Source organism: Flavobacterium sp. CFS9 (assembly GCF_041154745.1).
GTDB lineage: Bacteria > Bacteroidota > Bacteroidia > Flavobacteriales > Flavobacteriaceae > Flavobacterium.
Window position 1 is genome coordinate 213514 of record NZ_AP031573.1, and the last position, 23531, is coordinate 237044.

Sequence of the window (23531 nt, forward strand, 5' to 3'; positions counted from 1 at the left end):
TTCCTTTAAAATTTCAAAAGCTTTTTCCTATATTTATCATCTAAAATCAAATCATGATAACATCGAAAACAATATCTAACGGAATTTTAAGAGCTTTAACCACAATCCTGATTGTCGCGGCTGTCCTATATTTTCTATACCAAATCCAGACTGTAATTGTTTATCTGTGCATTTCGCTGTTATTGTGTTTAATTGCCAATCCGTTAATCCAGTTTTTAAAAAATAAATTAAAATTCAGTAATTCACTGGCCGCCACTACGGCATTGATCTTATTCATACTTGCAATAGTTGGATTTATACTACTGTTTGTACCGTTGATTATTTCTCAAGCCAACAATTTATCATTGCTTGATACTCAAAATCTGCAACAGCAATTTCTGGAAACAGAACGCAGCATCGAAAATTATTTTAATATCCAGCACCTGGACCTCAATAAGGTTTTAAAAGAATCTAAAATCACATCAATAATCGATTTTAGCTACTTTACAGGTTTCCTGAATTCTATTATTGGTTTCATGGCCAATATGGGAATGGGATTGGTATCTGTATTTTTTATTACCTTTTTCTTTATCAAAGATCAGGATGCCTTTAAAGTTAGTGCCCGAAAAATTCTTCCGGATACTAATGAAGACAAAATCTTAAATTCGATAACCAAAATAAATCATTTTCTGACCCGCTATTTTGTCGGGCTTTTATTGCAATTAACCGTCGTTTTCATTCTGTACTTTATCGTCTTAATAATTTTCGGAAATAAAAATGCTTTTGTTATTGCCTTTTTATGTGCCATTTTAAATATTATTCCATACATAGGACCAATTATAGGAACCATACTGGCAGGACTTCTAACAATGATCAGCATGATCGGAAGTGATTTTCAATCAGAAATACTGCCTAAAACAATCTATGTACTTATAGGTTTTCTGTTGGTTCAGGCTATTGATAACAACATCAGTCAGCCTATAATTTCATCAAAAAGCGTAAATTCGCATCCGTTAGAAATATTCCTGATTACTTTAATCAGTGGAATTACTTTTGGAATTGTTGGGATGATTATTGCTATACCGGCATTTACTATGGTGAAAGTAATTTTAAAGGAGTTTTTTCCTGACAACAAAATTGTCTCTGTATTAACCGAAAGAATTTAACATTGAATACTGCTATTTTAGACCCAAACATTCAGGAATTCATAACTCAAAATAGTGGTGTCTCGATTACCAAATTAGCGCTTCAGAAAAATCCATTTCCTGAGATCGACTGGATCGTAATTTTAAATCAGATTGAGGCAAAATCGAAAGCAAAAGATAAATTACCTACCTGGTTTGCTGCCGAAAATATTATTTATCCCTCTAAAATATCAGTTGAACAAACTTCATCCGAAAAAACGGCTGCTTACAAAGCATCTCTGCTTTCCGGAGAAAGTTTAATTGATCTTACGGGAGGTTTTGGTGTAGATGATTACTATTTCTCTCAAAAATTCAAAAACATAGCCCATTGCGAAATAAATGACGATTTATCGGCAATTGTAAAACATAATTTCAAACAGCTTAAAGTCGAAAACTGTACTTTCTATGCTGATGATTCTACATCAGTCTTAAATCAGTCCAGCCAAAAATGGGATTGGATTTATATTGATCCGTCCCGCAGGAATGATGCAAAGGGTAAAGTTTTCATGTTGAAAGATTGCTTACCCAATGTTCCTGATTTACTAAATTTTTATTTTGAGAAAACAGATTCCATTCTAATAAAAACGGCTCCGTTATTAGATCTTTCTGCGGGACTATCTGAACTTCAATTTGTCAAAAACATTCACATTATTGCCCTTGAAAATGAAGTAAAAGAGTTGCTTTTTGAGATTCATAAAAATTATTCCGGCGAAATCGCTATAAAAACGGCCAATATTCTAAAAGATAAAATCGAAACTTTTGAGTTTATTTTAGGAAATGAAATTACTCTTCCTTCTTACGAACTTCCTCAAAAATACATTTATGAGCCAAACTCGGCTATTATGAAATCGGGAGGATTCGACGAAGTGAGTACAATTTTTAAGATCAGCAAACTTCATAAACATTCTCATCTCTATACATCAGAAGCTTTAATCGAGTTTCCGGGACGGCGTTTTGAAATCGAAAAAGCAATCCCATACAGCAAAAAAGAGATGAAAACTGAACTTGCCAATCAGCAGGCCAATATAACCACACGAAACTTTCCGGACACGGTAGAAAACATTCGAAAAAAATGGAAAATAAAAAACGGCGGAAATTTGTATTGTTTTTTTACAACTGATAAAAATGATAACAAAATAGTTTTAATTTGCAGAAAAATAACTTAAAAATGAAACAACTAATTACACTAACCTTTTTTTTATTAACCTTTACCGCTTTTGCACAAAAACCATGTGAATACAGTGCGAATGTAACCGATTCCATAGGAACTTATAAAGTAACAAACGATTACATGATCAGCGAAAAATACTTTGGAGGTACTTTTGATTATGTCTTCTTCGCGCTGGCACAAACCGACGGTCTGCCGACCTTAAACTTACAACTTATCCAAAAAAGCAAAGATTTTATAAAAGCCAACTGCTTTGACAAAAATTCCAAAGTCTTTTTGCAACTAGAAAACGGGAAAATCGTAACATTAATTCATATTGATAAAGAAAGTTGCGGTACACTTATTCGTGATGAAAAAGGATTTGACAATCGTATCAACACCGGAATTTTTATGTTCATGAAAGAAGGTTTTGAAGAGCTCAAAAAATCTCCTGTTTCAATTATGCGTATAAAATATCTTACCAATATAGAAGATTACATTGTAAAAAGAGAATTAACCTCTGAACTGAATGGTAAAGTTTACCACCCGAATACTTATTTTATGGAGAACATAAGATGTGTTGAATAATTAATCGCATTTCCACTTTTGGTTCGAGACTTTATCATTTAAACCTGTCTTTAAATTATAATGCCACCACTCCGAATCAAAAGAATTGAATCCGTTTTTCAACATCACTTTTTTCAAATATTTTCGATTTGCTTTAACTGAAACCGGAAATTTTTTATAATTATGACTGGCCTCAATGCCAAAAAAGTCAAAATTAGTTCCCATTTCCAGTTCCTCTCCTTTAGCATTCACTAAAGTTATATCAACGGCTCCTCCTTTATTATGGATGGAGCCTTTTTTTGGATCAGCTACATACTCCGGATTCGATACAATCTCCCACATCTTTTTCTGAATCGATAAAGGCCTGTAACAATCAAAAATCTTTATTTTACACCCATCCTTCATAAAATCTCTATTTGCCGCTATAAGAGCTATTACCGTTTTATACCGTAACAAACATTCGGCACAATCGTACACTTTAGCTTTCAAAAAATTATCTTCAGTAGCATATTTCATATCATAAACAAAATCGCTACTGTATTCCCTTAAATTCACAAAAGTGGTATCGGCAATTTCTTCATTATCCTCAGATGAATAGGATTCATTTTGAGCATTTGAAGAAAGTCCACAAAAGAAAAGACAAAACAGAAATAGTAAAATATGAGCTGAAGAAGAATTTAATTTCATGATAAATATATGTTGAAAGAAGTAAATATAAACAAAACCATTTACTTAACACACTAATTGAATCTTGAAAAAACTTCACAACAAACTTCTATGCAAACAACAAGTTTTACTGACCTGATTGTTCAAGCAAGAAATATTCATAAACAACAAACCGATAGGTCCATCGCTGGTTGGCAAATTTTAAAAATGAAAAAAACGATGCAATCACCAAAATTACGACTACAGCTATGGGCATCTTTGGGAAAAAACACAAATATATCCCTAATACAGTAAGAGACCTAAACAGCTTAGAATTGGCTTCATACACCTCTATTTCGGCTACCAAACCGGAATGATTTAACCTAAGGAAGCCTTCTGCTATTTTCAAATAATCAGAATGAAAAGAAAATCTCTCTTTAATTGCATTTTCTGCCAAATTTAAAAATTCATGATATTCTTTCTGTTTGATTTTTGCGTAGCTAATTTCATATAACGGATTCAATAACATCGCACACAAATGATGAATAAAATGTCCGGCAATATATGAAATCAAAATAAATGCAATCCATGAAAATATTGTAGGATCATCTCTTTTCACATCCAAATAGCAAGGAATTCCAATATTTAGATAAATAGGTAACGTTATAGACAGGACAAAACCCGGAACTATATATGCCAAAAATTCCATTAAGCCGAAAAAAAAGTCACCTGGTTTAACAATCATAATCTATGTTTTACTATTCAAATGGTGCCTTCACTTCATCCTGTAGAGACAATCTCGTTTATCATAAGAAAGTTTTAAAAATATGAATTCTTCAATTCTTATAGCCAAGTATAAACACCTGTTTATTTCCATGTAAAGCTAAACTTACCTGACAAACAATATGTAAACGGAGTTAAAACGGAAAATCATTCTATTTGAGTGGATTATTGTAGTAGCTATAAAATTCAAAGCGATTCAGCATCTCTATTAAAAATCAAACTATTCCATCCAACTGGACTAGATTATCAAAAATTATATAAAACAAAAAAGCCACTCAAATTGAGTGGCTTTTGTGAACGCAGAAGGATTCGAACCTTCGACCGCCTGCTTAGAAGGCAGGTGCTCTATCCAGCTGAGCTATGCGTCCATTATATTTTAATTAACCGGCTCTTTCAAAAATTTAGGCTAATCAATACTTTTTTTTCGATTAAAACAATGCCCAACTCATAAAATTCATTACGAATGATCAGGATTCTTCACTTTTATTCGAAAAAAAACTTCAACTAGTAAAACCAGTTGAAGTTTTTAGTACTCAGAGCGGGACTTGAACCCGCACGAACATTGCTGTTCACTGGATTTTAAGTCCAGCGTGTCTACCAATTTCACCATCCGAGCATTATGTGGTACCTCCAGGGATCGAACCAGGGACACATGGATTTTCAGTCCATTGCTCTACCATCTGAGCTAAGGTACCTTTTTTGTTTAAATTTTCATTTAATCAAAATTAGAATAAAAAACCCCGTTTTATTACGAACAGGGTTTTCAAAAGAAAGGCGACGACATACTCTCCCACATAACTGCAGTACCATCTGCGCAGGCGGGCTTAACTTCTCTGTTCGGGATGGGAAGAGGTGAGCCCCGCCGCAATAACCACCTTAAGATTATTGTTGGCGGTTGTTGGTTTATGGTTGTTGGTGTTTCCATCAACTACCAACCTTCAACTTTCAACTGCAGCTTCGCTGCAAATATTTTAACATACTGAGATAAAGAAACAAATAAGTATTTTAAGTTTTAGAAAGTTTCCTCCCTCCGATTGCTCGGAGGGAAAAGTGCGTACATAAGCTTACGGATTATTAGTACTACTCGACTATGACATTACTGCCTTTACATCTATAGCCTATCAACGTGGTCATCTTCCACGATCCTTAAAAGAAATCTCATCTTGTGGTGGGTTTCGCGCTTATATGCTTTCAGCGCTTATCCCTTCCAAACGTAGCTACTCTGCGGTGCCCCTGGCGGGACAACAGATACACTAGAGGTTTGTCCAATTCGGTCCTCTCGTACTAGAATCAGATCCACTCAAATTTCTAACGCCCACAGTAGATAGAGACCGAACTGTCTCACGACGTTCTGAACCCAGCTCGCGTGCCACTTTAATGGGCGAACAGCCCAACCCTTGGGACCTTCTCCAGCCCCAGGATGTGACGAGCCGACATCGAGGTGCCAAACCCCCCCGTCGATATGAGCTCTTGGGGGAGATCAGCCTGTTATCCCCGGCGTACCTTTTATCCTTTGAGCGATGGCCCTTCCATGCGGAACCACCGGATCACTATGCTCTACTTTCGTACCTGATCGACCTGTATGTCTCTCAGTCAAGCTCCCTTATGCCATTGCACTCTACGCACGGTTACCAAGCGTACTGAGGGAACCTTTAGAAGCCTCCGTTACTCTTTTGGAGGCGACCACCCCAGTCAAACTACCCACCAAGCACTGTCCCCCGCAACACGGGGTTAGGCCTCAGATAAACAAAGGGTTGTATTTCAACAATGACTCCACAACGCCTGGCGACGCCACTTCACAGTCTCCAACCTATCCTACACATCATTTATCCAAGGTCAATACTAAGCTATAGTAAAGGTGCACAGGGTCTTTTCGTCCCACTGCGGGTAAACGGCATCTTCACCGTTACTACAATTTCACCGAGCTCATGGCTGAGACAGTGTCCAGATCGTTACACCATTCGTGCAGGTCGGAACTTACCCGACAAGGAATTTCGCTACCTTAGGACCGTTATAGTTACGGCCGCCGTTTACTGGGGCTTCAATTCAATGCTTCTCCGAAGATAACATCTCCTCTTAACCTTCCAGCACCGGGCAGGTGTCAGGCCCTATACGTCATCTTACGATTTTGCAGAGCCCTGTGTTTTTGATAAACAGTCGCCTGGACCTCTTCACTGCGGCCCCGATTGCTCGGGGCGACCTTTCTCCCGAAGTTACAGGTCTATTTTGCCTAATTCCTTAGCCATGAATCTCTCGAGCACCTTAGGATTCTCTCCTCAACTACCTGTGTCGGTTTACGGTACTGGTACTAATTACCTGAAGTTTAGAGGTTTTTCTTGGAAGCCCTTAGGCGCACTATCTCTTTGTCCGAAGACTCCGAGTACTATCGTATTTCACCATTCTCTACGGATTTGCCTATAGAGAATATAGCTAGGTACTTCAACGAACTATTCCGTCAGTTCGCGGCGCTTTCATCACTCCGTCACCCCATCACAGTAATTAGTAGTACGGGAATATTAACCCGTTGGCCATCGACTGTCCCTTTCGGGTTCGCCTTAGGACCAGACTAACCCACAGCTGATTAGCATAGCTGTGGAAACCTTAGTTTTTCGGTGTGCGGGTTTCTCGCCCGCATTATCGTTACTTATGCCTACATTTTCTTTTCCAGCCAGTCCAGCATACCTTACGATACACCTTCAACCCTGCTGGAATGCTCCCCTACCACTTTGCATTGCTGCAAAATCCATAGCTTCGGTAATATGCTTATGCCCGATTATTATCCATGCTCGTCCGCTCGACTAGTGAGCTGTTACGCACTCTTTAAATGAATGGCTGCTTCCAAGCCAACATCCTAGCTGTCTGGGCAGACAAACCTCGTTCTTTCAACTTAGCATATATTTGGGGACCTTAGCTGATGGTCTGGGTTCTTTCCCTCTCGGACTTGGACCTTAGCACCCAAGCCCTCACTGCTGTAAAACATTATATAGCATTCGGAGTTTGTCAGGAATTGGTAGGCGGTGAAGCCCCCGCATCCAATCAGTAGCTCTACCTCTATATAACTATTATCAGCGCTGCACCTAAATGCATTTCGGGGAGTACGAGCTATTTCCGAGTTTGATTGGCCTTTCACCCCTACCCACAGGTCATCCGAAGACTTTTCAACGTCAACCGGTTCGGACCTCCACACTGTGTTACCAGCGCTTCATCCTGCCCATGGGTAGATCACACGGTTTCGCGTCTAACACTACTGACTAAAGCGCCCTATTCAGACTCGCTTTCGCTACGGATCCGTGACTTAATCACTTAACCTTGCCAGCAACGTTAACTCGTAGGCTCATTATGCAAAAGGCACGCCGTCACCCCACTAAAGGGCTCCGACCGCTTGTAAGCGTATGGTTTCAGGATCTATTTCACTCCGTTATTCACGGTTCTTTTCACCTTTCCCTCACGGTACTGGTTCACTATCGGTCTCTCAGGAGTATTTAGCCTTAGCGGATGGTCCCGCCAAATTCAGACAGGGTTTCACGTGCCCCGCCCTACTCAGGATACCACTATCCATTATACTTGTTACCCATACGAGGCTATCACTCTCTATGGCTCGACTTTCCAGTCAATTCCGGTTCCTTGTACATGAAATGTCGTGGTCCTACAACCCCAACAATGCCGTAACATCATTGGTTTGGGCTAATCCGCGTTCGCTCGCCACTACTTACGGAATCACTTTTGTTTTCTTCTCCTCCGCCTACTTAGATGTTTCAGTTCAGCGGGTTTGCCCACCTATCGGTGTACTATGTCTTCAACATAGTGGGTTGCCCCATTCGGATATCTACGGATCAATCGATGTGTGCTCGTCCCCGTAGCTTTTCGCAGCTTATCACGTCCTTCTTCGCCTCTGAGAGCCTAGGCATCCCCCATACGCCCTTATTTTGCTTATTGTACCAATCTTGTTATTTAAAACAAGACCGTTTTTTTTGTTTCTTATTATTGCTAATAAAAAACGCTTTCTACTTTCTTATTATTTTCTTATCTCAATATGTCAATGAACTTTGTTTCGCTTTAGGCTTTAAGCAATACACTTTAAGCTTTCTTAGCCTTTGCCTATAGCTTAAAGCTTTAGGCCTTGTGGAGAATAACGGAGTCGAACCGTTGACCTCCTGCGTGCAAGGCAGGCGCTCTAGCCAGCTGAGCTAATCCCCCATTTTTTAGTTGTCAGTTAACAGTTTTCAGTTAACACTACTTAAAACGGTTACTCAACCTCTAAAATTTCCTTTTAAATCAAGTTTTTCAGCCTTTTTAAACTTATAACTTATAATTCATAACTTATAACTCTTTAAAAAAGTAGTCCCGGGCAGACTCGAACTGCCGACCCCTACATTATCAGTGTAGTACTCTAACCAGCTGAGCTACGAGACTCTGTTTTTACTTAATTCTTTTTTCATTTTTTAAATTAACAGCAAGAGTAATACAATCTTCAATTCAGAATCCTATAAATAATCATCTTTTTTCCTTAGCGTGTCCGAAAACTAACACTAAGGCTCTAGAAAGGAGGTGTTCCAGCCGCACCTTCCGGTACGGCTACCTTGTTACGACTTAGCCCTAGTTACCAGTTTTACCCTAGGCAGCTCCTTGCGGTCACCGACTTCAGGCACCCCCAGCTTCCATGGCTTGACGGGCGGTGTGTACAAGGCCCGGGAACGTATTCACCGGATCATGGCTGATATCCGATTACTAGCGATTCCAGCTTCACGGAGTCGAGTTGCAGACTCCGATCCGAACTATGACCGGCTTTATAGATTCGCTCCTGCTCACACAGTGGCTGCTCTCTGTACCGGCCATTGTAGCACGTGTGTAGCCCAAGGCGTAAGGGCCGTGATGATTTGACGTCATCCCCACCTTCCTCACAGTTTGCACTGGCAGTCTTGTTAGAGTTCCCGACACTACTCGCTGGCAACTAACAACAGGGGTTGCGCTCGTTATAGGACTTAACCTGACACCTCACGGCACGAGCTGACGACAACCATGCAGCACCTTGTAATTTGTCTTGCGAAAGATCTGTTTCCAAATCGGTCAAACTACATTTAAGCCTTGGTAAGGTTCCTCGCGTATCATCGAATTAAACCACATGCTCCACCGCTTGTGCGGGCCCCCGTCAATTCCTTTGAGTTTCATTCTTGCGAACGTACTCCCCAGGTGGGATACTTATCACTTTCGCTTAGCCACTGAAATTGCTCCCAACAGCTAGTATCCATCGTTTACGGCGTGGACTACCAGGGTATCTAATCCTGTTCGCTACCCACGCTTTCGTCCATCAGCGTCAATCCATTAGTAGTAACCTGCCTTCGCAATTGGTATTCCATGTAATCTCTAAGCATTTCACCGCTACACTACATATTCTAGTTACTTCCTAATAATTCAAGTTCAGCAGTATCAATGGCCGTTCCACCGTTGAGCGATGGGCTTTCACCACTGACTTACTAAACCGCCTACGGACCCTTTAAACCCAATGATTCCGGATAACGCTTGGATCCTCCGTATTACCGCGGCTGCTGGCACGGAGTTAGCCGATCCTTATTCTTACGATACCGTCAAGCCTCTACACGTAGAGGTGTTTCTTCTCGTACAAAAGCAGTTTACAATCCATAGGACCGTCATCCTGCACGCGGCATGGCTGGATCAGGCTTGCGCCCATTGTCCAATATTCCTCACTGCTGCCTCCCGTAGGAGTCTGGTCCGTGTCTCAGTACCAGTGTGGGGGATCTCCCTCTCAGGACCCCTACCCATCGTAGCCTTGGTAAGCCGTTACCTTACCAACTAGCTAATGGGACGCATGCTCATCTTTTACCGTTGTGACTTTAATAACTCAATCATGCGATTGTGTTATACTATGAGGTATTAATCCAAATTTCTCTGGGCTATCCCTCTGTAAAAGGTAGATTGCATACGCGTTACGCACCCGTGCGCCGGTCTCTATATCCGAAGACATATACCCCTCGACTTGCATGTGTTAAGCCTGCCGCTAGCGTTCATCCTGAGCCAGGATCAAACTCTTCATCGTATATTTTTTATATTATATCGCGACGAATATCTATCGGTTCTTTTCGAATCTTACGACTCTATTACTCTTATTCTTTTGTCCCGATTAATCGGGACGGCTGTCAATTCAATATGTCTACGAACGTATTCTTTTTTCTTATCATCGCTTGTTTCTCAAAGCGGGTGCAAAAGTAGAAAACTTATTTCAAACTGGCAAAAGATTTTTGAAGTTTTTTTTAGAAAATTTCTTTTCCTTTTCAACCTCTCTCCTTACCAATTTTTCAATGAACTTCCCATGTTTTGCGGGGTGCAAACTTAAAACTTTCTTTCTTTACTCACAAGCTTTTTTTAATCTTTTTTGAAAATAAATTTTCGTTTTGATTCGTCTTACTCATCAGTATTTCTGTGAACGTTTATCGCTGTTGCGGGTGCAAAAGTAGTCACTTTATTCGCTTTCACAAGCTTTTTTTAAACTTATTTTTGAAGTTTTTCTTAAATGACTGGTTTGGCGTTTTTTACAAGCAATCTTTTTTTGTTGTTGTAAATAGTAAACCCGACAGGTTCTGAAAAACTGTCGGGTTTGACTCTTTATCATAACCTCACCTCCTAGCCCCGATAGAAGTGGACATCCTTTTGTGGCGGGGTTCGACACAAAAGATACAAACGGATAGCGGGATAAAGCTCCCCAATACTTAAATTACAAACCTGAAGGCTTCGACTTCGCTCAGCCGGACATTCGCCCCAGCCGGGCATTTGTCTCAGCCGGACATTCGTCTCTGCTAAACATTCGTCTCAGCCGGGCATTTGTCTCTATTAAACAAAAACTACTCTTATATATAGAATAGATGAAAAAGCAAACCCGACAGGTTCTGAAAAACTGTCGGGCTGTATACCACATAAGCACAATAAACAAATCCACCATAATACACATAATCATTCAACCCACATTACTCAATTCCCCCAACCCATGCATTTCCCTTTCACACTAACCACAATCCCAACCCTAAAACCCCATCAGTCCACCTAACCGGATCACACCTACAATAAACAACAACTTAAAACAAAAAAAGTCACTCAATTTGAGCAACTTTTCACAAACACAGAAGAATTCAAATCCCCCATTAACTTAATTTAAAAAAATCAGACATTCCAAACCCATCCTCAACAACAAACAGTCCAAAAACAAAAAAGCCACTCAAATTGAGTGGCTTTTTGTGAACGCAGAAGGATTCGAACCTTCGACCGCCTGCTTAGAAGGCAGGTGCTCTATCCAGCTGAGCTATGCGTCCATTTTCATTAAACTTCCGACAAAGTTCTTGTCGGGGTGGCAGGATTCGAACCTGCGGCCTCCTGCTCCCAAAGCAGGCGCGATAACCGGGCTACGCTACACCCCGAGGCAAAATCTAAGCGGAGAGACAGGGACTCGAACCCTGGCGACGGTTACCCGTCGACAGATTAGCAATCTGCTCCATTACCGCTCTGGCACCTCTCCAAGCTCAAGAAACGTGTTCTGTTTTGCGGTTGCAAAGGTATAACAACATTCCATATCTCACAACTATTTTGGCGATTTTTTTTAAGTTTTTTTAATCTTTTTTTCAAAACACTTCACAATCAAATAAATAGAATTAACTAAAAATTCACATTAAATTTAAAATTCAATCGAATTGACACAAAATTTGAATTTATTTAAATAAAGAGTAAATTTGCTTGATTAACTAATATTAACAGAAAATGAACAAAAGAGTTGTTATCGTTTCTGCCGTTAGAACACCTATCGGAAGTTTCATGGGAGGTTTATCTACTGTACCTGCCCCAAAATTAGGTGCTGCCGCAATAAAAGGCGCACTTCAAAAAATTAACCTTGACCCAAAATTAGTTGATGAAGTATTTATGGGTAATGTGGTACAAGCCGGAGTTGGTCAGGCACCAGCGCGTCAGGCTGCACTTTTTGCCGGTTTATCTGAAGAAGTTGCCGCTACAACTGTAAACAAAGTTTGTGCTTCAGGAATGAAAGCTGTTATGTTTGCCGCACAGGCTATCGCTTGTGGTGATGCTGAAATTGTAGTAGCCGGAGGAATGGAGAACATGAGCTTGATTCCGCATTATGTGCAAATGCGCAACGGAACTAAGTTCGGTCCGGCTTCTATGCTTGACGGAATGCAAAAAGATGGTTTGACAGATGCTTACGATAACAACGCAATGGGAGTTTGCGCTGACTTATGTGCTTCTGAATACAACATCAGCCGTGAAGAACAGGACAATTTTGCTATTCAATCTTATGAAAGAAGTGCAAAAGCCTGGGATGCCGGAAAATTTGATAATGAAATTGTTCCTGTAGAGGTTCCACAAAGACGTGGTGAACCAATCATCTTTTCAAAAGATGAAGAATATACCAATGTAAAACTGGATAAAATTCCTACACTTGGAGCTGTTTTCACTAAAGACGGAACAGTTACTGCCGCTAATGCTTCTACAATAAACGATGGAGCTGCCGCTTTAGTTTTAATGTCTGAAGAAAAAGCAACTTCATTAGGATTAAAACCTCTTGCTTATATAAAAGGATATGCTGATGCTGCTCAGGAGCCAAAATGGTTTACCACAAGTCCGGCAAAAGCATTACCGAAAGCTTTAGACAAAGCCGGAATTTCAGTAAGTGATGTTGATTATTTCGAATTCAACGAAGCATTTGCTGTTGTTGGATTAGCCAATTCAAAAATTCTTAATCTTGACAACAATAAAGTAAACGTAAACGGTGGTGCAGTTTCATTAGGTCATCCTCTGGGATGCTCGGGAGCAAGAATCATTGTGACTTTACTAAGTGTTTTAGAACAAAACAATGCCAAAACCGGAGCCGCAGCAATTTGCAACGGTGGTGGTGGTGCTTCGGCAATTGTTATCGAGAGAGCTTAAAATACTATTTTATTAGGAGTTATTTGTTTTACAGATAACTCCTATTTTTAACTTATAAATTACCCTAAATGTTCGGAATTTGCAATCTAGCCATAGTACCCGTACGATCTGAGCCAAGTGACAGAAGTGAAATCGTTACTCAACTTTTGTTTGGTGAACATATCGAAATTTTGGAACGTCAAAATCAATGGGCCCGAATACGAATTCAGTACGACGACTATGAAGGCTGGGTAGACTCCAAACAATATCAGGTTATTTCGGAAGCAAATTTCAAGCAATTAAGCAATGACGCGATTATTCTCAATGCTGATTTGATTGATTACATCACATCTTCCAACAATTTACTACTACCCATTCCACTTGGTGCATCTTTGTCTTTTTTAAACAACAGTGAGATCAATATCTCCAATTTTGATTTTGAAGGTACCAAAACCAGCGGTATAAAACCTAAGAGCGCTATCATCAGTACCGCTTTTATGTATCTGAACGCACCTTATCTTTGGGGAGGCAAAACTCCTTTTGGAATTGATTGTTCGGGTTTCACTCAAATGGTCTATAAATTAAACGGCTATAAAATTCATCGTGATGCCTCACAACAGGCTCTTGATGGAGAACCTTTGAGCTTTATCGAAGAAAGCGAAGCCGGTGATCTTGCCTTTTTTGATAACGACGAAGGAAATATAACGCATGTTGGTATTATCATGGACAACAATTACATCATTCATGCCAGCGGTAAAGTTCGTATCGATCGTTTGGATCACTTGGGAATCTACAATCCCGAAACAAACAAACACACTCACAAATTACGCGTAATCAAGAAGATCATTTAAGTTTCTTATCGTTAATTGGGAATATTTTTTTCTAAACTTCGACATGAACAACAAAATTATTGTATCTTTACAGCAAAATAGTTGTGTCATGGAAAAGATAAAACAAAACACAGAACCTTTTGATACCAAGAGAAGTATTCGAAATGCTTCCGGAAAAGTAATCTCTATTAAAAGATCAACTTTAAGTTCTGATGGGAAAGAATACAGCTGGAGCAACAAAATGGAACGCGTTGGAGTTATCCGTTCCGGTATTCCTTATGATTCAATTGAAGTCATCAGCAGGCGATTAAACAATCCTGTAAAATCTATGCTGGCAATTGTAGGGATTCCTCAAACTACTTACAATAAGAAAAAAAGCGAGCATTTACTTTTAGACAGCAGAGACAGCGAATTGGTTATTCTAATCAACGAACTGATCGATTACGGTCTGGAAGTTTTCAATAATGAAGAAGAAAAATTTCAGAGGTGGCTTAAAAAACCTAACTTATCTATTGGCGGAAGTACTCCCGAAAACATGCTGGATACTGTAACCGGAATTAACGAGGTGAAGTTTAGTTTAAATCGATTAGAGCACGGAAACTTAGCTTAATGAAGGTTTTTAGGATTGAAAGAGAAAAATACCTGTCTTCTACTTTAGCAGGAATCGGAGCCTCGATGTCTGAAGGTTTCCGATGGAACAGTCTTAACACCCGTATGGTTTACACGGCCGAAAGCCGCGCATTAGCTACACTTGAAGTATCTGTTCATTTGGATTTAAGTGAAGATTTGCCTTTGGATCGTTTTTATGTGGAAATCGAAATCCCGGATGAAATTACCATTCAGGAGGTTCGTCTGGAAGATTTACCGGAAGATTGGGATTCCAAACCACCCATCCTGATAACGCAAACAATCGGTGATGACTTTATTGATTACAATGAAGCCGCAGTTTTAAAAGTCCCGAGCTGTATTGTACCGCAGGAATTCAATTACCTAATCAATCCGGCTCATCCGGACAGTAAAAAAATCAAAGTGGTCAGCACTAACCGAATGAATTTTGATTCCAGATTTAAAACAAATTAGAACAAACACTAATTTCACGAATTGACACAAATTAAAATCTATACAATGTCGCTTTAATCCTAGGCGAAAAAAAATAGCACAAATCAATGTAAACCTTGTCTAAACACTAATTTCACTAATTAACACAAATTAAAAATCCATCTAATCCTTATTAATCTGTGGTAAAAAAATTAGTGCTAATTCGTGTAATCTGTGTTTAAGCACTAATTCTGATTGTTTTTCGAAATTCTGAGGGACTATTCCCTTTTTGTTTCTTAAAGAATTTATTGAAATGGCTTTCATCGGTAAACCCAAATTCATAGGCAATTTCATTGATTCGTTTATCACTGAATTGCAGACGATGTTCTATCAATTTTGTTTTATAGTTACTGATGTACTGTTGCATGGTTTCACTTGCATGCTTTTTGAAATAACGCCCTAAATAGGTACTTGAAATTCCAAAATACTCACTAATGGATTCTGCTTTGATTTTCTCAGGATAATAAATATTGTTTTGAATGTATTGCAAAATGTCCATCGCTTTAGCCTCGCAGCCCAGGTTAACCTGCTCAGGCAGGTATTTTGCAATGTTACGGGCAACCACGATAATAAGTGTATTTACCAATTGCTGAATCAATTCCTGATTGTAAACATCTTTATCTTCATACTCCCTGATAATAGCCTCTACCATAACTTTTACAAGGCATTTATCTGTAACATTCTTTAAAATACAACCCGGTTGATGATTTGCATTTTGTAGAATATACTCTAAACGTTGAATGTTTTCATTTTGAAGGCTTGAATTTTTCAGATAAATATCATTAAATCTCAAAAAGAAAAAGGTTGTTTTGGTCTCAATGGTAAAATTATGACAGTCTTCGGGTGTCAGCAAAAATAAATGTCCCTCATCGTATTCAAAAACATTTTTATTGATGCATTGCAAACCCGTTCCTTTCAAAACATAAACCAACTCAAAAAAGTTATGACGGTCTCCTACATCCGGATATTCCTCTAAAGTTTCAAAAGAAACACTAAACGGTTCGTATAAATTTTCTTTTTTCATTTTGTCTGTTATTTATTACGGTTGCAAATATACCTAAAAAACACAAATATATACCATTTAAAACAGATATAAACGGTATAATTTTGTCAAATAATTTTAAACGATCTAAAATATCACTTATGGAATATAGAAAATTAGGCAATACTGAACTCGAATTATCCACAATTACTTACGGTGCATTTGCTATTGGCGGAAATATGTGGGGCGGAAATGATAAAGCAGATTCAATTGCTTCTGTTCATGCTTCAATCGATCATGGTGTTACTACAATTGATACTGCTCCTTTTTACGGATTTGGTTTAAGCGAAATAATGATTGGAGAAGCTTTAAAAACTCAAAATCGTTCGAAAGTACAAGTATTGACAAAATTTGGTCTGGTTTGGGATGGAAGTACCAACAGAAAGGGCGAATTTTTTTTCGATGCCGAAGACAATGGAAAAAAAGTCCCTATTTATAAATATGCTTCCAAAAATAATATTATTAAAGAAGTTGAAGAAAGCCTAAAACGTCTTCAAACCGATTATATCGACTTGCTTCAAATTCACTGGCCGGATGCTACAACTCCGATTCACGAAACAATGGAGGCATTGGAAAGCCTAATTCAACAAGGAAAAATCAGAGCAGCCGGCGTAAGCAATTACAGTGCATCGCAAGTTCAGGAAGCACAAAAAACCATTCAATTGGCCTCTAATCAGGTTCCTTTTAGTATGTTAAATCGTAGTATTGAAACGGATCTGATTCCATTAACACTTGCGGAAAATATTGGCATTATTGCTTACAGTCCGATGGAAAGAGGTTTGCTGACCGGTAAATATTTCACCGATGGTAAATTAAAGGACAACGATCATCGAAATGACTATTTTGGTCAGTTTGATCTTCAAAAAGTAAAAACTTTGGTGGAAGAACTGAGTTCATTAGCCAATGCCAAACACATTTCTATCTCACAATTGGTTTTGCGCTGGACGACTTTACAAAAAGGAATTACAATTGTTCTGGCCGGAGCCAGAAATGCCGAGCAGGCCATTTCAAATGCTAAAACAATGGATTTTGATCTATCCGGTTCTGAATTAGATTTCATTAATCAGGCTATTTCAAAATTAAAATAGTTCCCCGAGCAGTTTTACCTTCTTTTAAAAGCAAAAAAAATAAATTATACCGAAGAGATACCGCTCTTATCTCTTAAACAAACACATAAGAGCAATTCATAGTATGAAAAAAATATTTATTATCAACGGTGGGCAAAATTTTGCTCACTCAGGCGGAAAGTTCAATCAAACCGTTACGGACTGGACTTTGGAATACTTAACAAACAGTAAAAAATTTGAAATAAAAACAACCAATATTCAGGATGAAATCGATCTTGAAAAAGAGGTTGAAAAATTCGTTTGGGCCGATTTAGTGGTCTACCACACTCCGATCTGGTGGTTTCAGTTACCGAATCTTTTTAAAAAATATATTGATGACGTTTTTACTGCCGGACATCAAAAAGGAATTTACAAAAACGACGGTAGAACAAGAACGAATCCGGACATCAATTACGGTACAGGCGGACTCTTACACGGGCGAAAATACATGCTTACTACCAGCTGGAATGCTCCTGCAACAGCTTTCACACTTCCGGGAGAATTTTTTGAAGAAACTACTGTAGACGAGGGGGTTATGTTTGGTTTCCATAAAATGAATAAATTTGTAGGAATGGAGAAACTGGATGGTTTTCATTTTCATGATGTAGAAAAGGGGGCTACTGACGAAAATATTGGTATCTTTAAGCAAAACTATACCAACCATTTAAAACAAATCTTTAAAACTATATGATTATGATTTCAATAACTGCTATTTTAAAAAGTAAACCGGAAAATACAGCTCAAATCAAAAACATGTTAACCCATTTGGTTACTGAGACCAGAAAAGAAGAGGCTTGTATTCGATATGACCTGCATCACAGCGAGAATGTTTTTATTATTTGGGAAGAGTGGAAAGACCAGCCAGGCCTTGATATTCATAACAATCAGCAGTATCTGCAGGATTTTATTAAACAAAGTGAAGCTTTGATCTCCTCACCCATTCAGGTTTATAAAACAGCACAAATATTATAATCAAAATTAGCAATGAGAGCACTTTTAACCACTGCTTACGAATCTGATTTTGTAAGTACTGAAATAGAAAAACCAACTCCGAAAGACGGAGAAGTTTTAATCAAAATCCATGCAAGTGGCGTTAATCCTATCGATAACAAAATTCGTATTGGGATTTCACCTTATGCCTCGCCTGTTTTGCCTGCCGTTTTAGGAACTGATCTTGCCGGCGTTGTTGAAGCTGTTGGAAAAAATGTTACCGATTTTAAAATTGGTGATGAAGTTTACGGACTCGCCGGAGGTGTCTTGGGACTTCAGGGAACTTTAGCAGAGTATACCGCCGTTGATGCCGATTTACTGGCTATAAAACCTAAGAACTTAAGCATGAAAGAGGCTGCAGCTGTTCCACTGGTACTCCTAACGGCCTGGGAAGGTTTAATTGACAGAGCAAAAGTAAAAAAAGGGGATCAGGTTCTGGTTCATGCCGGAGCCGGAGGTGTTGGTCACATGGTGGTACAGCTTGCCCAAATTTTTGGCGCCGATGTTTATGCAACGGTTTCTCCTCAAAAAGCAGCCACTGTAGAATCGTATGGAGCAACTCCAATTGATTATAAAACAGTAAAAGTTGAAGATTATGTAAAGCAATTTACAAACGGAAAAGGTTTTGACATTATTTACGACACGGTTGGAGGTCAATCTTTAGATGATTCTTTTGCCGCTATCCGTCATTATGGTCAAATTGCCAGCTGCTATGCTTTTGGAACACATGCATTGGCAGTAGGATCACTTCGATCTGCAAGTTTACATGGCGTTTTTGTTTTACATCCGATGATTAGCGGTGAGGGCAGAAAACATCATGGGAATATTTTAAAAGAAGCTGCAAAATTTATTGAGCAAGGAAAATTAAAACCTCTTATCGATCCCAGAAGTTTTACTTTAGATAACGCCATGGAAGCTCATAAAGCGGTTAGTGATGGTTCTTCTGTCGGAAAAATTGTGGTGGATATCGCTTAGCTTCAAAATAGGTGTAATTTTTTGGATGGTTTCCGCCAACACAATAGAAAATCTAATAGAATTATCTTCATTATCCAATAAAGAATTTGATTCACAATAAATGCTTTCTTAAATTTATGAAGCAAAAAAAAGACTGTACCCTCTTTATGGATACAGTCTTTTTTTATAGATGAAAATCAATTACTGTTTTATAATTTTCTGTGTGTACGTTTTTTTGCCGGAAGAAGTTACCTTAAGAAAATAGACTCCTTTTGTTTTACCGGATAAATTAATTGCTTTTTCTGCATTATTTCCTCCCGCAAAATTTTCAGTATAAATCATTTTTCCTTCCGTACTATGCACTGTAATGGTATAATTATCCGTCGTTGATGGTGTTACTACATGAAAAACATTAGCGGATGGATTCGGATATACCTGAATTCCTGTCAAACTATTTATTTCTCTTGGTTTTGTTACAGCTAAATTAGGTCCATTATCTATTTTTAAATTGTCAAACCAGATTCGGGTACCATATCCTGAGGTATTTTTGAATTTGATTAAAACATTTTTTTGCTGTTTTACGATACTCAGATCAATTTTTTCGGCTCTCCAATCAGAATCTTTGGTTGGAATCCAATCGTTTGTTTCGTTTGATGCGGTTGTTACAGGATCGTCCTGAATTGCAGGCGAAACAGTTTGTAGTTGTATTTGATTTTTAGAATAAACATTCGTCCAGGTAACTCCACAATCTGAAGATACCAATATATCAATATGATCCGGAGCCGGCGTTGGGTCATAAGCATTTAAATATTGCGTATAAGCCAAATCAAAATATAAATATGGTGTTGTTGCAGAAGATAAATCAAATGCTTTTAAAATGAGTTCGTCTATCTTATCTGTTGGATTATCGGCATTATTGATTACCAGACAGGACAAATCGCCTTTGCCCACATCGGAACGTTTTTCCCATGCAATAGCATCTTTATCAGGGTTAATAACTTCCCAATCCTGAATAGGGAAACTTTCTTCAAAATTTTCCAAGTATGGAAGACTGTTTTTACTTTTCACCACTACAACACCGGTTTTCGTCACTGTAGATCCTGTTCCATTTGCATTAGAAGCGGTTAAAGTCACATTGTAAGTTCCCGGACTATCATAAACAACAGCTGGCTGTCTGTTTGTTGAAGAAGAAGGTGTACCTCCCGGGAATGACCATGCCCAGGCGGTAGGTTCTCCGGTTGAGTTGTCTTTAAATGCAATCGGAAGATCACTGCACTGTCTTTCATTCTTAATCAAAAAATCTGAAAACGGAGTTTCTTTACTGTCAAAATTGAATTTCAAATTATCAATCCAAATTCTCGCTCCATATCCTGAAGTATTTTTGAATTTAAATAAAACATTCGGTTCTCCTTTAAAATCAGACAAAATCACTCGTTCGGTTCTCCAATGTGAATCTGAAGTTGGAATCCAGTTGTTTGCATCGTTGCTGACAAATGTTTCCAATTCAATGTGCGTTTTTTTATAAACACTTTCCCAGGTTACACCACAATCTTTTGAAGCCAGAACTTCGAGAACATCGGGGCTTACTTCATCAAATTTAGCGTAAGCAACATCAAAAGAAAAATCAGTTATTCCAACCGATAGATCTGTCGGTTTCAGAATTATTTCGTCTACTTCACCAACTTTATCATTATCCGCATTATTCATTACCATACAGGATGTAGAATTATGACCTACTCCAATACGCTGTTCCCAGGTTAATTTATTATCAGGATTTACAATTTCCCAATCTTCAGGTGGGAAAGAACCTTCAAAACCTTCGGTAAAAGAGGTTTTATAAGGATCAACAACGGTAATAAAATTATTTCTGGTAAGTGTTGTTCCAATACCTTCTGCATTTTTAGTAGTCAGTGTTACAGCATAAGAACCAGGGGAATTGTAAACTACAACCGGATTTTGATCTGTAGAAGTCGCCGGTGTACCTCCCGGAAATGACCAGTTCCATGAGGTAGGATTTCCGGTTGAAACATCTAAAAACGGAGCCGTGATACTTGTACATCTTGTTCCTCTAATGTTAGACGTAAAATCTGAAACCGGAGTACCAGCCTGCGTAACGGCAACATTTACATTGTCAATCCAAATTCGTGTACCATAACCTGAAATATTTACAAAACGAATGGAAACATTATTATTTCCCTCATAAGCACTAAGATCTACAACTTCTTTTCGCCAATTGGCATCTGTAACAGGTATCCAGTTATTGGCCTGAGCTGTAGGAACGGCTGTGGTTTCTAATAATGTATGTGTTTTAGAATAGACATCATTCCACGTCTGTCCACAGTCTGTAGAAACCTGTACTTTTAAAACATCGGGACTCACATCATCAAACTTTGTATAGGCTACGTCAAAAAACAGCTGACTGTTTTGTCCTGCCGTAAAATCAAAATAAGGCAATCTGATATAATCCAAAGCTCCTAATACTGAATTATCGGCATTGTTCATGATCATACACGAACTGTCATTATGCCCCACTCCTTTTCGCTTTTCCCAGCCTAATCCTTTATCCGGATTTGTAATTTCCCATCCCGAAGGCGGAAAAGCACCTGTAAAACTTTCTGTTAAATTAGCAGCCGATTTTTGATCTACTTCTATATAATCTGCAACTTCTTTGGTGTTTGTTCCTAGTGAATTGGTCACCTTCAGGGTTACTTTATACTTTCCTGATGTATTATAAGTAACGACAGGATTCTGATCTGTGGAGGTTGCCGGAGTTCCTCCTTCGAATGTCCAGACTCTTGAATTTGGCAATCCTAAAGAAACATCTTTAAAACCAATACTTTTACCGGAACAAATGGCGGTTGTACTGCTGCTAAAATTAGCCGTCGGATTGCTTTCAATAGCTCCTACTGCACTAAGATTCGCCGGGTCCCATAGTACTCCCCTCGGATATTTGGCAACCGTTTTATCTTCTAACCAATACGTCATTGCATTTGTCTGATCTCTGGTATACATATTCTGACAGTCGGTGTTATAATCCATATGATTTTCAGCATTGGCATAAACTCCGCAGCTGTTTAATACATTTCTGGCACAGCCTTCGGCAACTTTCGTTGGAGGAGTATCGGCCATTCCGTCATTTACCGGATCACAATCGTCCTGAAAAGTATGTTTTAATCCGAAATAATGACCAAACTCATGCGTCATAACTTTTGCAAAAGTAGCGCTGGCGTTCGATCCGCAAGTACTTCCGATGTATCTATGGTTGTAAGCAACACGAGGGATTGCATCCTGAATAGGCAAAAAAGCATGTCCGGAACCAACAGATCCCTGTCCAGTATTAGGTTCATCTACCACCAAAACATCCAGATAATATCTGTTATTTTTACCATACCATATATAATCGTAGATTCTGGCATCATAACCATCGGCAATATGAGCTTCAGGATGCCAGTCTAAACCGGGTATCTCTAAAGGATTTCCGTCAGGATCAACGGTGGCTAAAACAAACTGAATGTTCAGTTTACTTTTAATGGCGTCAAAACGAGGATCGGTCATGGCATACTCCGGAAACAAACCATTAAAATCCTTGTTCACGGTTAGCAATGCATCGTCGATTCGGCATTTCATCTGCTCTTTAGTAAAAACATTATTAATATTAGTTCCGTCGGCCAGAATGTGAAACACGACCGGAATAATATAAGGAACAGTAGCGGCTTTCTTTGTAGTTCCTTTTTTCCAGGTTTTAATTTTAGAAAGCGATTTCATAAATGCAGTCTCTTCCTTTTGGGATAATTGGGTTCCACAGCCAATTGGATTCTGGTTTTGCCCAAAGGAAATGCAGCATTGGAGCAGAAAAACTGCAGCAATAAAGTAGTTTTTTTTCAAAATAATAGTCTTTTTGTTAATTGTTATTTCAAATACACAATCAATAGAAAATTTGTTAAAAATATTAACTTTTAAAACAAATAAATCCACAATCATTAATATTTGGTAGTTTTTTTTTATAAAAATATTTAATTAACAACTCGAAAAAAGATATTATCTTATTGTAAAATAATTGTATGTTATCTAGTTTCTATTGTTTCGACTAATTCAAAAAAGAAAAAACATCATTCTAAAAATGTATTTTTTACACAATTTGAAACTATTTTGAAAAAGAAGTAAAAGAACTCTTTCAGCCTTCGAAACACATTATTTCAAAAAATAAGAAAAATACCACTATTTAGTCACTGATTCCAGAATCGTCTGAATGCGTTTGATTTATACTGCTTTAACCACAAAATC

At 38.5% G+C, this 23531-nt stretch carries 15 protein-coding genes, 8 tRNA genes and 3 rRNA genes; 11 read left to right on the forward strand and 15 right to left on the reverse strand.

Annotation, left to right across the window (positions count from 1 at the left end):
- Positions 1-53 precede the first annotated feature (53 nt).
- From ACAM30_RS00640 to ACAM30_RS00650, 3 genes are read left to right on the forward strand one after another with little or no spacing between them, the layout of a single operon-like run.
- The gene (locus ACAM30_RS00640; protein ID WP_369616748.1) at positions 54-1145 is read left to right on the forward strand and encodes an AI-2E family transporter; all 1092 of its coding nucleotides are present in this window, start codon (positions 54-56) and stop codon (positions 1143-1145) included.
- Between the two features lie 2 nt (positions 1146-1147).
- Entirely contained in the window at positions 1148-2329 is a 1182-nt protein-coding gene (locus tag ACAM30_RS00645) for a class I SAM-dependent methyltransferase (protein WP_369616749.1), read from the forward strand.
- 2 nt (positions 2330-2331) lie between these two features.
- On the forward strand, positions 2332-2898 hold the full coding sequence (locus ACAM30_RS00650; protein ID WP_369616750.1) for a hypothetical protein: 567 nt from the start codon (positions 2332-2334) through the stop codon (positions 2896-2898).
- Here the strand turns inward: ACAM30_RS00650 and ACAM30_RS00655 are convergent, their stop codons facing one another.
- From ACAM30_RS00655 to ACAM30_RS00715, 13 genes are all read right to left on the reverse strand, one after another.
- A complete protein-coding gene (locus tag ACAM30_RS00655) occupies positions 2899-3564 on the reverse strand; it encodes a M15 family metallopeptidase (RefSeq protein WP_369616751.1) in 666 nt (221 codons plus the stop codon). It lies immediately after the preceding gene.
- A 106-nt stretch (positions 3565-3670) separates the two neighbouring features.
- Positions 3671-4267: a hypothetical protein gene (locus ACAM30_RS00660; RefSeq protein WP_369616752.1), complete on the reverse strand. Its 597-nt coding sequence runs from the start codon at positions 4265-4267 to the stop codon at positions 3671-3673.
- Positions 4268-4599: 332 nt separating this feature from the next.
- Positions 4600-4673: transfer RNA gene (locus ACAM30_RS00665), tRNA-Arg, on the reverse strand.
- 162 nt (positions 4674-4835) lie between these two features.
- Positions 4836-4921: transfer RNA gene (locus tag ACAM30_RS00670), tRNA-Leu, on the reverse strand.
- A gap of 6 nt (positions 4922-4927) precedes the next feature.
- Positions 4928-5000, reverse strand: a tRNA-Phe gene (locus ACAM30_RS00675).
- 74 nt (positions 5001-5074) lie between these two features.
- Positions 5075-5184, reverse strand: a 5S ribosomal RNA gene (gene rrf, locus ACAM30_RS00680).
- A 175-nt stretch (positions 5185-5359) separates the two neighbouring features.
- A 23S ribosomal RNA gene (locus ACAM30_RS00685) occupies positions 5360-8241 on the reverse strand.
- A gap of 187 nt (positions 8242-8428) precedes the next feature.
- Positions 8429-8502: transfer RNA gene (locus ACAM30_RS00690), tRNA-Ala, on the reverse strand.
- A gap of 142 nt (positions 8503-8644) precedes the next feature.
- A tRNA-Ile gene (locus ACAM30_RS00695) sits at positions 8645-8718 on the reverse strand.
- Positions 8719-8846: 128 nt separating this feature from the next.
- Positions 8847-10360, reverse strand: a 16S ribosomal RNA gene (locus ACAM30_RS00700).
- The 16S, 23S and 5S rRNA genes sit together here with 5 tRNA genes alongside, the layout of an rRNA operon.
- A gap of 1193 nt (positions 10361-11553) precedes the next feature.
- Positions 11554-11627: transfer RNA gene (locus ACAM30_RS00705), tRNA-Arg, on the reverse strand.
- A 30-nt stretch (positions 11628-11657) separates the two neighbouring features.
- Positions 11658-11732 (reverse strand) — tRNA-Pro (locus ACAM30_RS00710).
- 14 nt (positions 11733-11746) lie between these two features.
- Positions 11747-11830: transfer RNA gene (locus ACAM30_RS00715), tRNA-Ser, on the reverse strand.
- Positions 11831-12069: 239 nt separating this feature from the next.
- On the opposite strand from ACAM30_RS00715, the gene ACAM30_RS00720 reads away from it, so the two are divergent.
- The 4 genes from ACAM30_RS00720 to ACAM30_RS00735 all read left to right on the forward strand — a co-directional run bounded on the left by ACAM30_RS00720 (position 12070) and on the right by ACAM30_RS00735 (position 15137).
- Complete coding sequence (locus tag ACAM30_RS00720) at positions 12070-13248, forward strand: acetyl-CoA C-acyltransferase (RefSeq protein ID WP_369616753.1); 1179 nt, start codon at positions 12070-12072, stop codon at positions 13246-13248.
- A 68-nt stretch (positions 13249-13316) separates the two neighbouring features.
- Positions 13317-14078: an NlpC/P60 family protein gene (locus ACAM30_RS00725; protein ID WP_369616754.1), complete on the forward strand. Its 762-nt coding sequence runs from the start codon at positions 13317-13319 to the stop codon at positions 14076-14078.
- A gap of 88 nt (positions 14079-14166) precedes the next feature.
- Positions 14167-14667, forward strand: a complete 501-nt coding sequence (locus ACAM30_RS00730) for an antitoxin Xre/MbcA/ParS toxin-binding domain-containing protein (RefSeq protein WP_369616755.1) — start codon at positions 14167-14169, stop codon at positions 14665-14667.
- Positions 14667-15137: an RES family NAD+ phosphorylase gene (locus tag ACAM30_RS00735; protein WP_369616756.1), complete on the forward strand. Its 471-nt coding sequence runs from the start codon at positions 14667-14669 to the stop codon at positions 15135-15137. Before ACAM30_RS00730 ends, ACAM30_RS00735 begins: the two co-directional genes overlap by 1 nt.
- A 196-nt stretch (positions 15138-15333) precedes the next feature.
- On the opposite strand, the gene ACAM30_RS00740 is transcribed toward ACAM30_RS00735, so the two are convergent.
- Positions 15334-16179, reverse strand: a complete 846-nt coding sequence (locus ACAM30_RS00740) for an AraC family transcriptional regulator (RefSeq protein WP_369616757.1) — start codon at positions 16177-16179, stop codon at positions 15334-15336.
- 119 nt (positions 16180-16298) lie between these two features.
- Between ACAM30_RS00740 and ACAM30_RS00745 the strand changes: the two genes are divergently transcribed.
- The 4 genes from ACAM30_RS00745 to ACAM30_RS00760 all read left to right on the forward strand — a co-directional run bounded on the left by ACAM30_RS00745 (position 16299) and on the right by ACAM30_RS00760 (position 19268).
- Positions 16299-17285 (forward strand): aldo/keto reductase, encoded by a 987-nt coding sequence (locus tag ACAM30_RS00745; protein ID WP_369616758.1) that lies wholly within the window; start codon positions 16299-16301, stop codon positions 17283-17285.
- 103 nt (positions 17286-17388) lie between these two features.
- Entirely contained in the window at positions 17389-17994 is a 606-nt protein-coding gene (locus ACAM30_RS00750; RefSeq protein ID WP_369616759.1) for an NAD(P)H-dependent oxidoreductase, read from the forward strand.
- A 2-nt stretch (positions 17995-17996) separates the two neighbouring features.
- A complete protein-coding gene (locus ACAM30_RS00755) occupies positions 17997-18275 on the forward strand; it encodes a putative quinol monooxygenase (protein ID WP_369616760.1) in 279 nt (92 codons plus the stop codon).
- Between the two features lie 12 nt (positions 18276-18287).
- Positions 18288-19268 (forward strand): zinc-dependent alcohol dehydrogenase family protein, encoded by a 981-nt coding sequence (locus ACAM30_RS00760; RefSeq protein ID WP_369616761.1) that lies wholly within the window; start codon positions 18288-18290, stop codon positions 19266-19268.
- A gap of 180 nt (positions 19269-19448) precedes the next feature.
- Here the strand turns inward: ACAM30_RS00760 and ACAM30_RS00765 are convergent, their stop codons facing one another.
- Complete coding sequence (locus ACAM30_RS00765; RefSeq protein WP_369616762.1) at positions 19449-23132, reverse strand: PKD domain-containing protein; 3684 nt, start codon at positions 23130-23132, stop codon at positions 19449-19451.
- Positions 23133-23531 lie beyond the last annotated feature (399 nt).

Coding starts and splice junctions, on each gene's coding strand:
- ACAM30_RS00735 (WP_369616756.1), top strand. CDS start 14,667: ATGAAGGTTTTTAGGATTGAAAGAGAAAAATACCTGTCTTCTACTTTA.
- ACAM30_RS00720 (WP_369616753.1), top strand. CDS start 12,070: ATGAACAAAAGAGTTGTTATCGTTTCTGCCGTTAGAACACCTATCGGA.
- ACAM30_RS00650 (WP_369616750.1), top strand. CDS start 2,332: ATGAAACAACTAATTACACTAACCTTTTTTTTATTAACCTTTACCGCT.
- ACAM30_RS00725 (WP_369616754.1), top strand. CDS start 13,317: ATGTTCGGAATTTGCAATCTAGCCATAGTACCCGTACGATCTGAGCCA.
- ACAM30_RS00755 (WP_369616760.1), top strand. CDS start 17,997: ATGATTTCAATAACTGCTATTTTAAAAAGTAAACCGGAAAATACAGCT.
- ACAM30_RS00730 (WP_369616755.1), top strand. CDS start 14,167: ATGGAAAAGATAAAACAAAACACAGAACCTTTTGATACCAAGAGAAGT.
- ACAM30_RS00640 (WP_369616748.1), top strand. CDS start 54: ATGATAACATCGAAAACAATATCTAACGGAATTTTAAGAGCTTTAACC.
- ACAM30_RS00660 (WP_369616752.1), bottom strand. CDS start 4,267: ATGATTGTTAAACCAGGTGACTTTTTTTTCGGCTTAATGGAATTTTTG.
- ACAM30_RS00760 (WP_369616761.1), top strand. CDS start 18,288: ATGAGAGCACTTTTAACCACTGCTTACGAATCTGATTTTGTAAGTACT.
- ACAM30_RS00745 (WP_369616758.1), top strand. CDS start 16,299: ATGGAATATAGAAAATTAGGCAATACTGAACTCGAATTATCCACAATT.
- ACAM30_RS00750 (WP_369616759.1), top strand. CDS start 17,389: ATGAAAAAAATATTTATTATCAACGGTGGGCAAAATTTTGCTCACTCA.
- ACAM30_RS00655 (WP_369616751.1), bottom strand. CDS start 3,564: ATGAAATTAAATTCTTCTTCAGCTCATATTTTACTATTTCTGTTTTGT.
- ACAM30_RS00740 (WP_369616757.1), bottom strand. CDS start 16,179: ATGAAAAAAGAAAATTTATACGAACCGTTTAGTGTTTCTTTTGAAACT.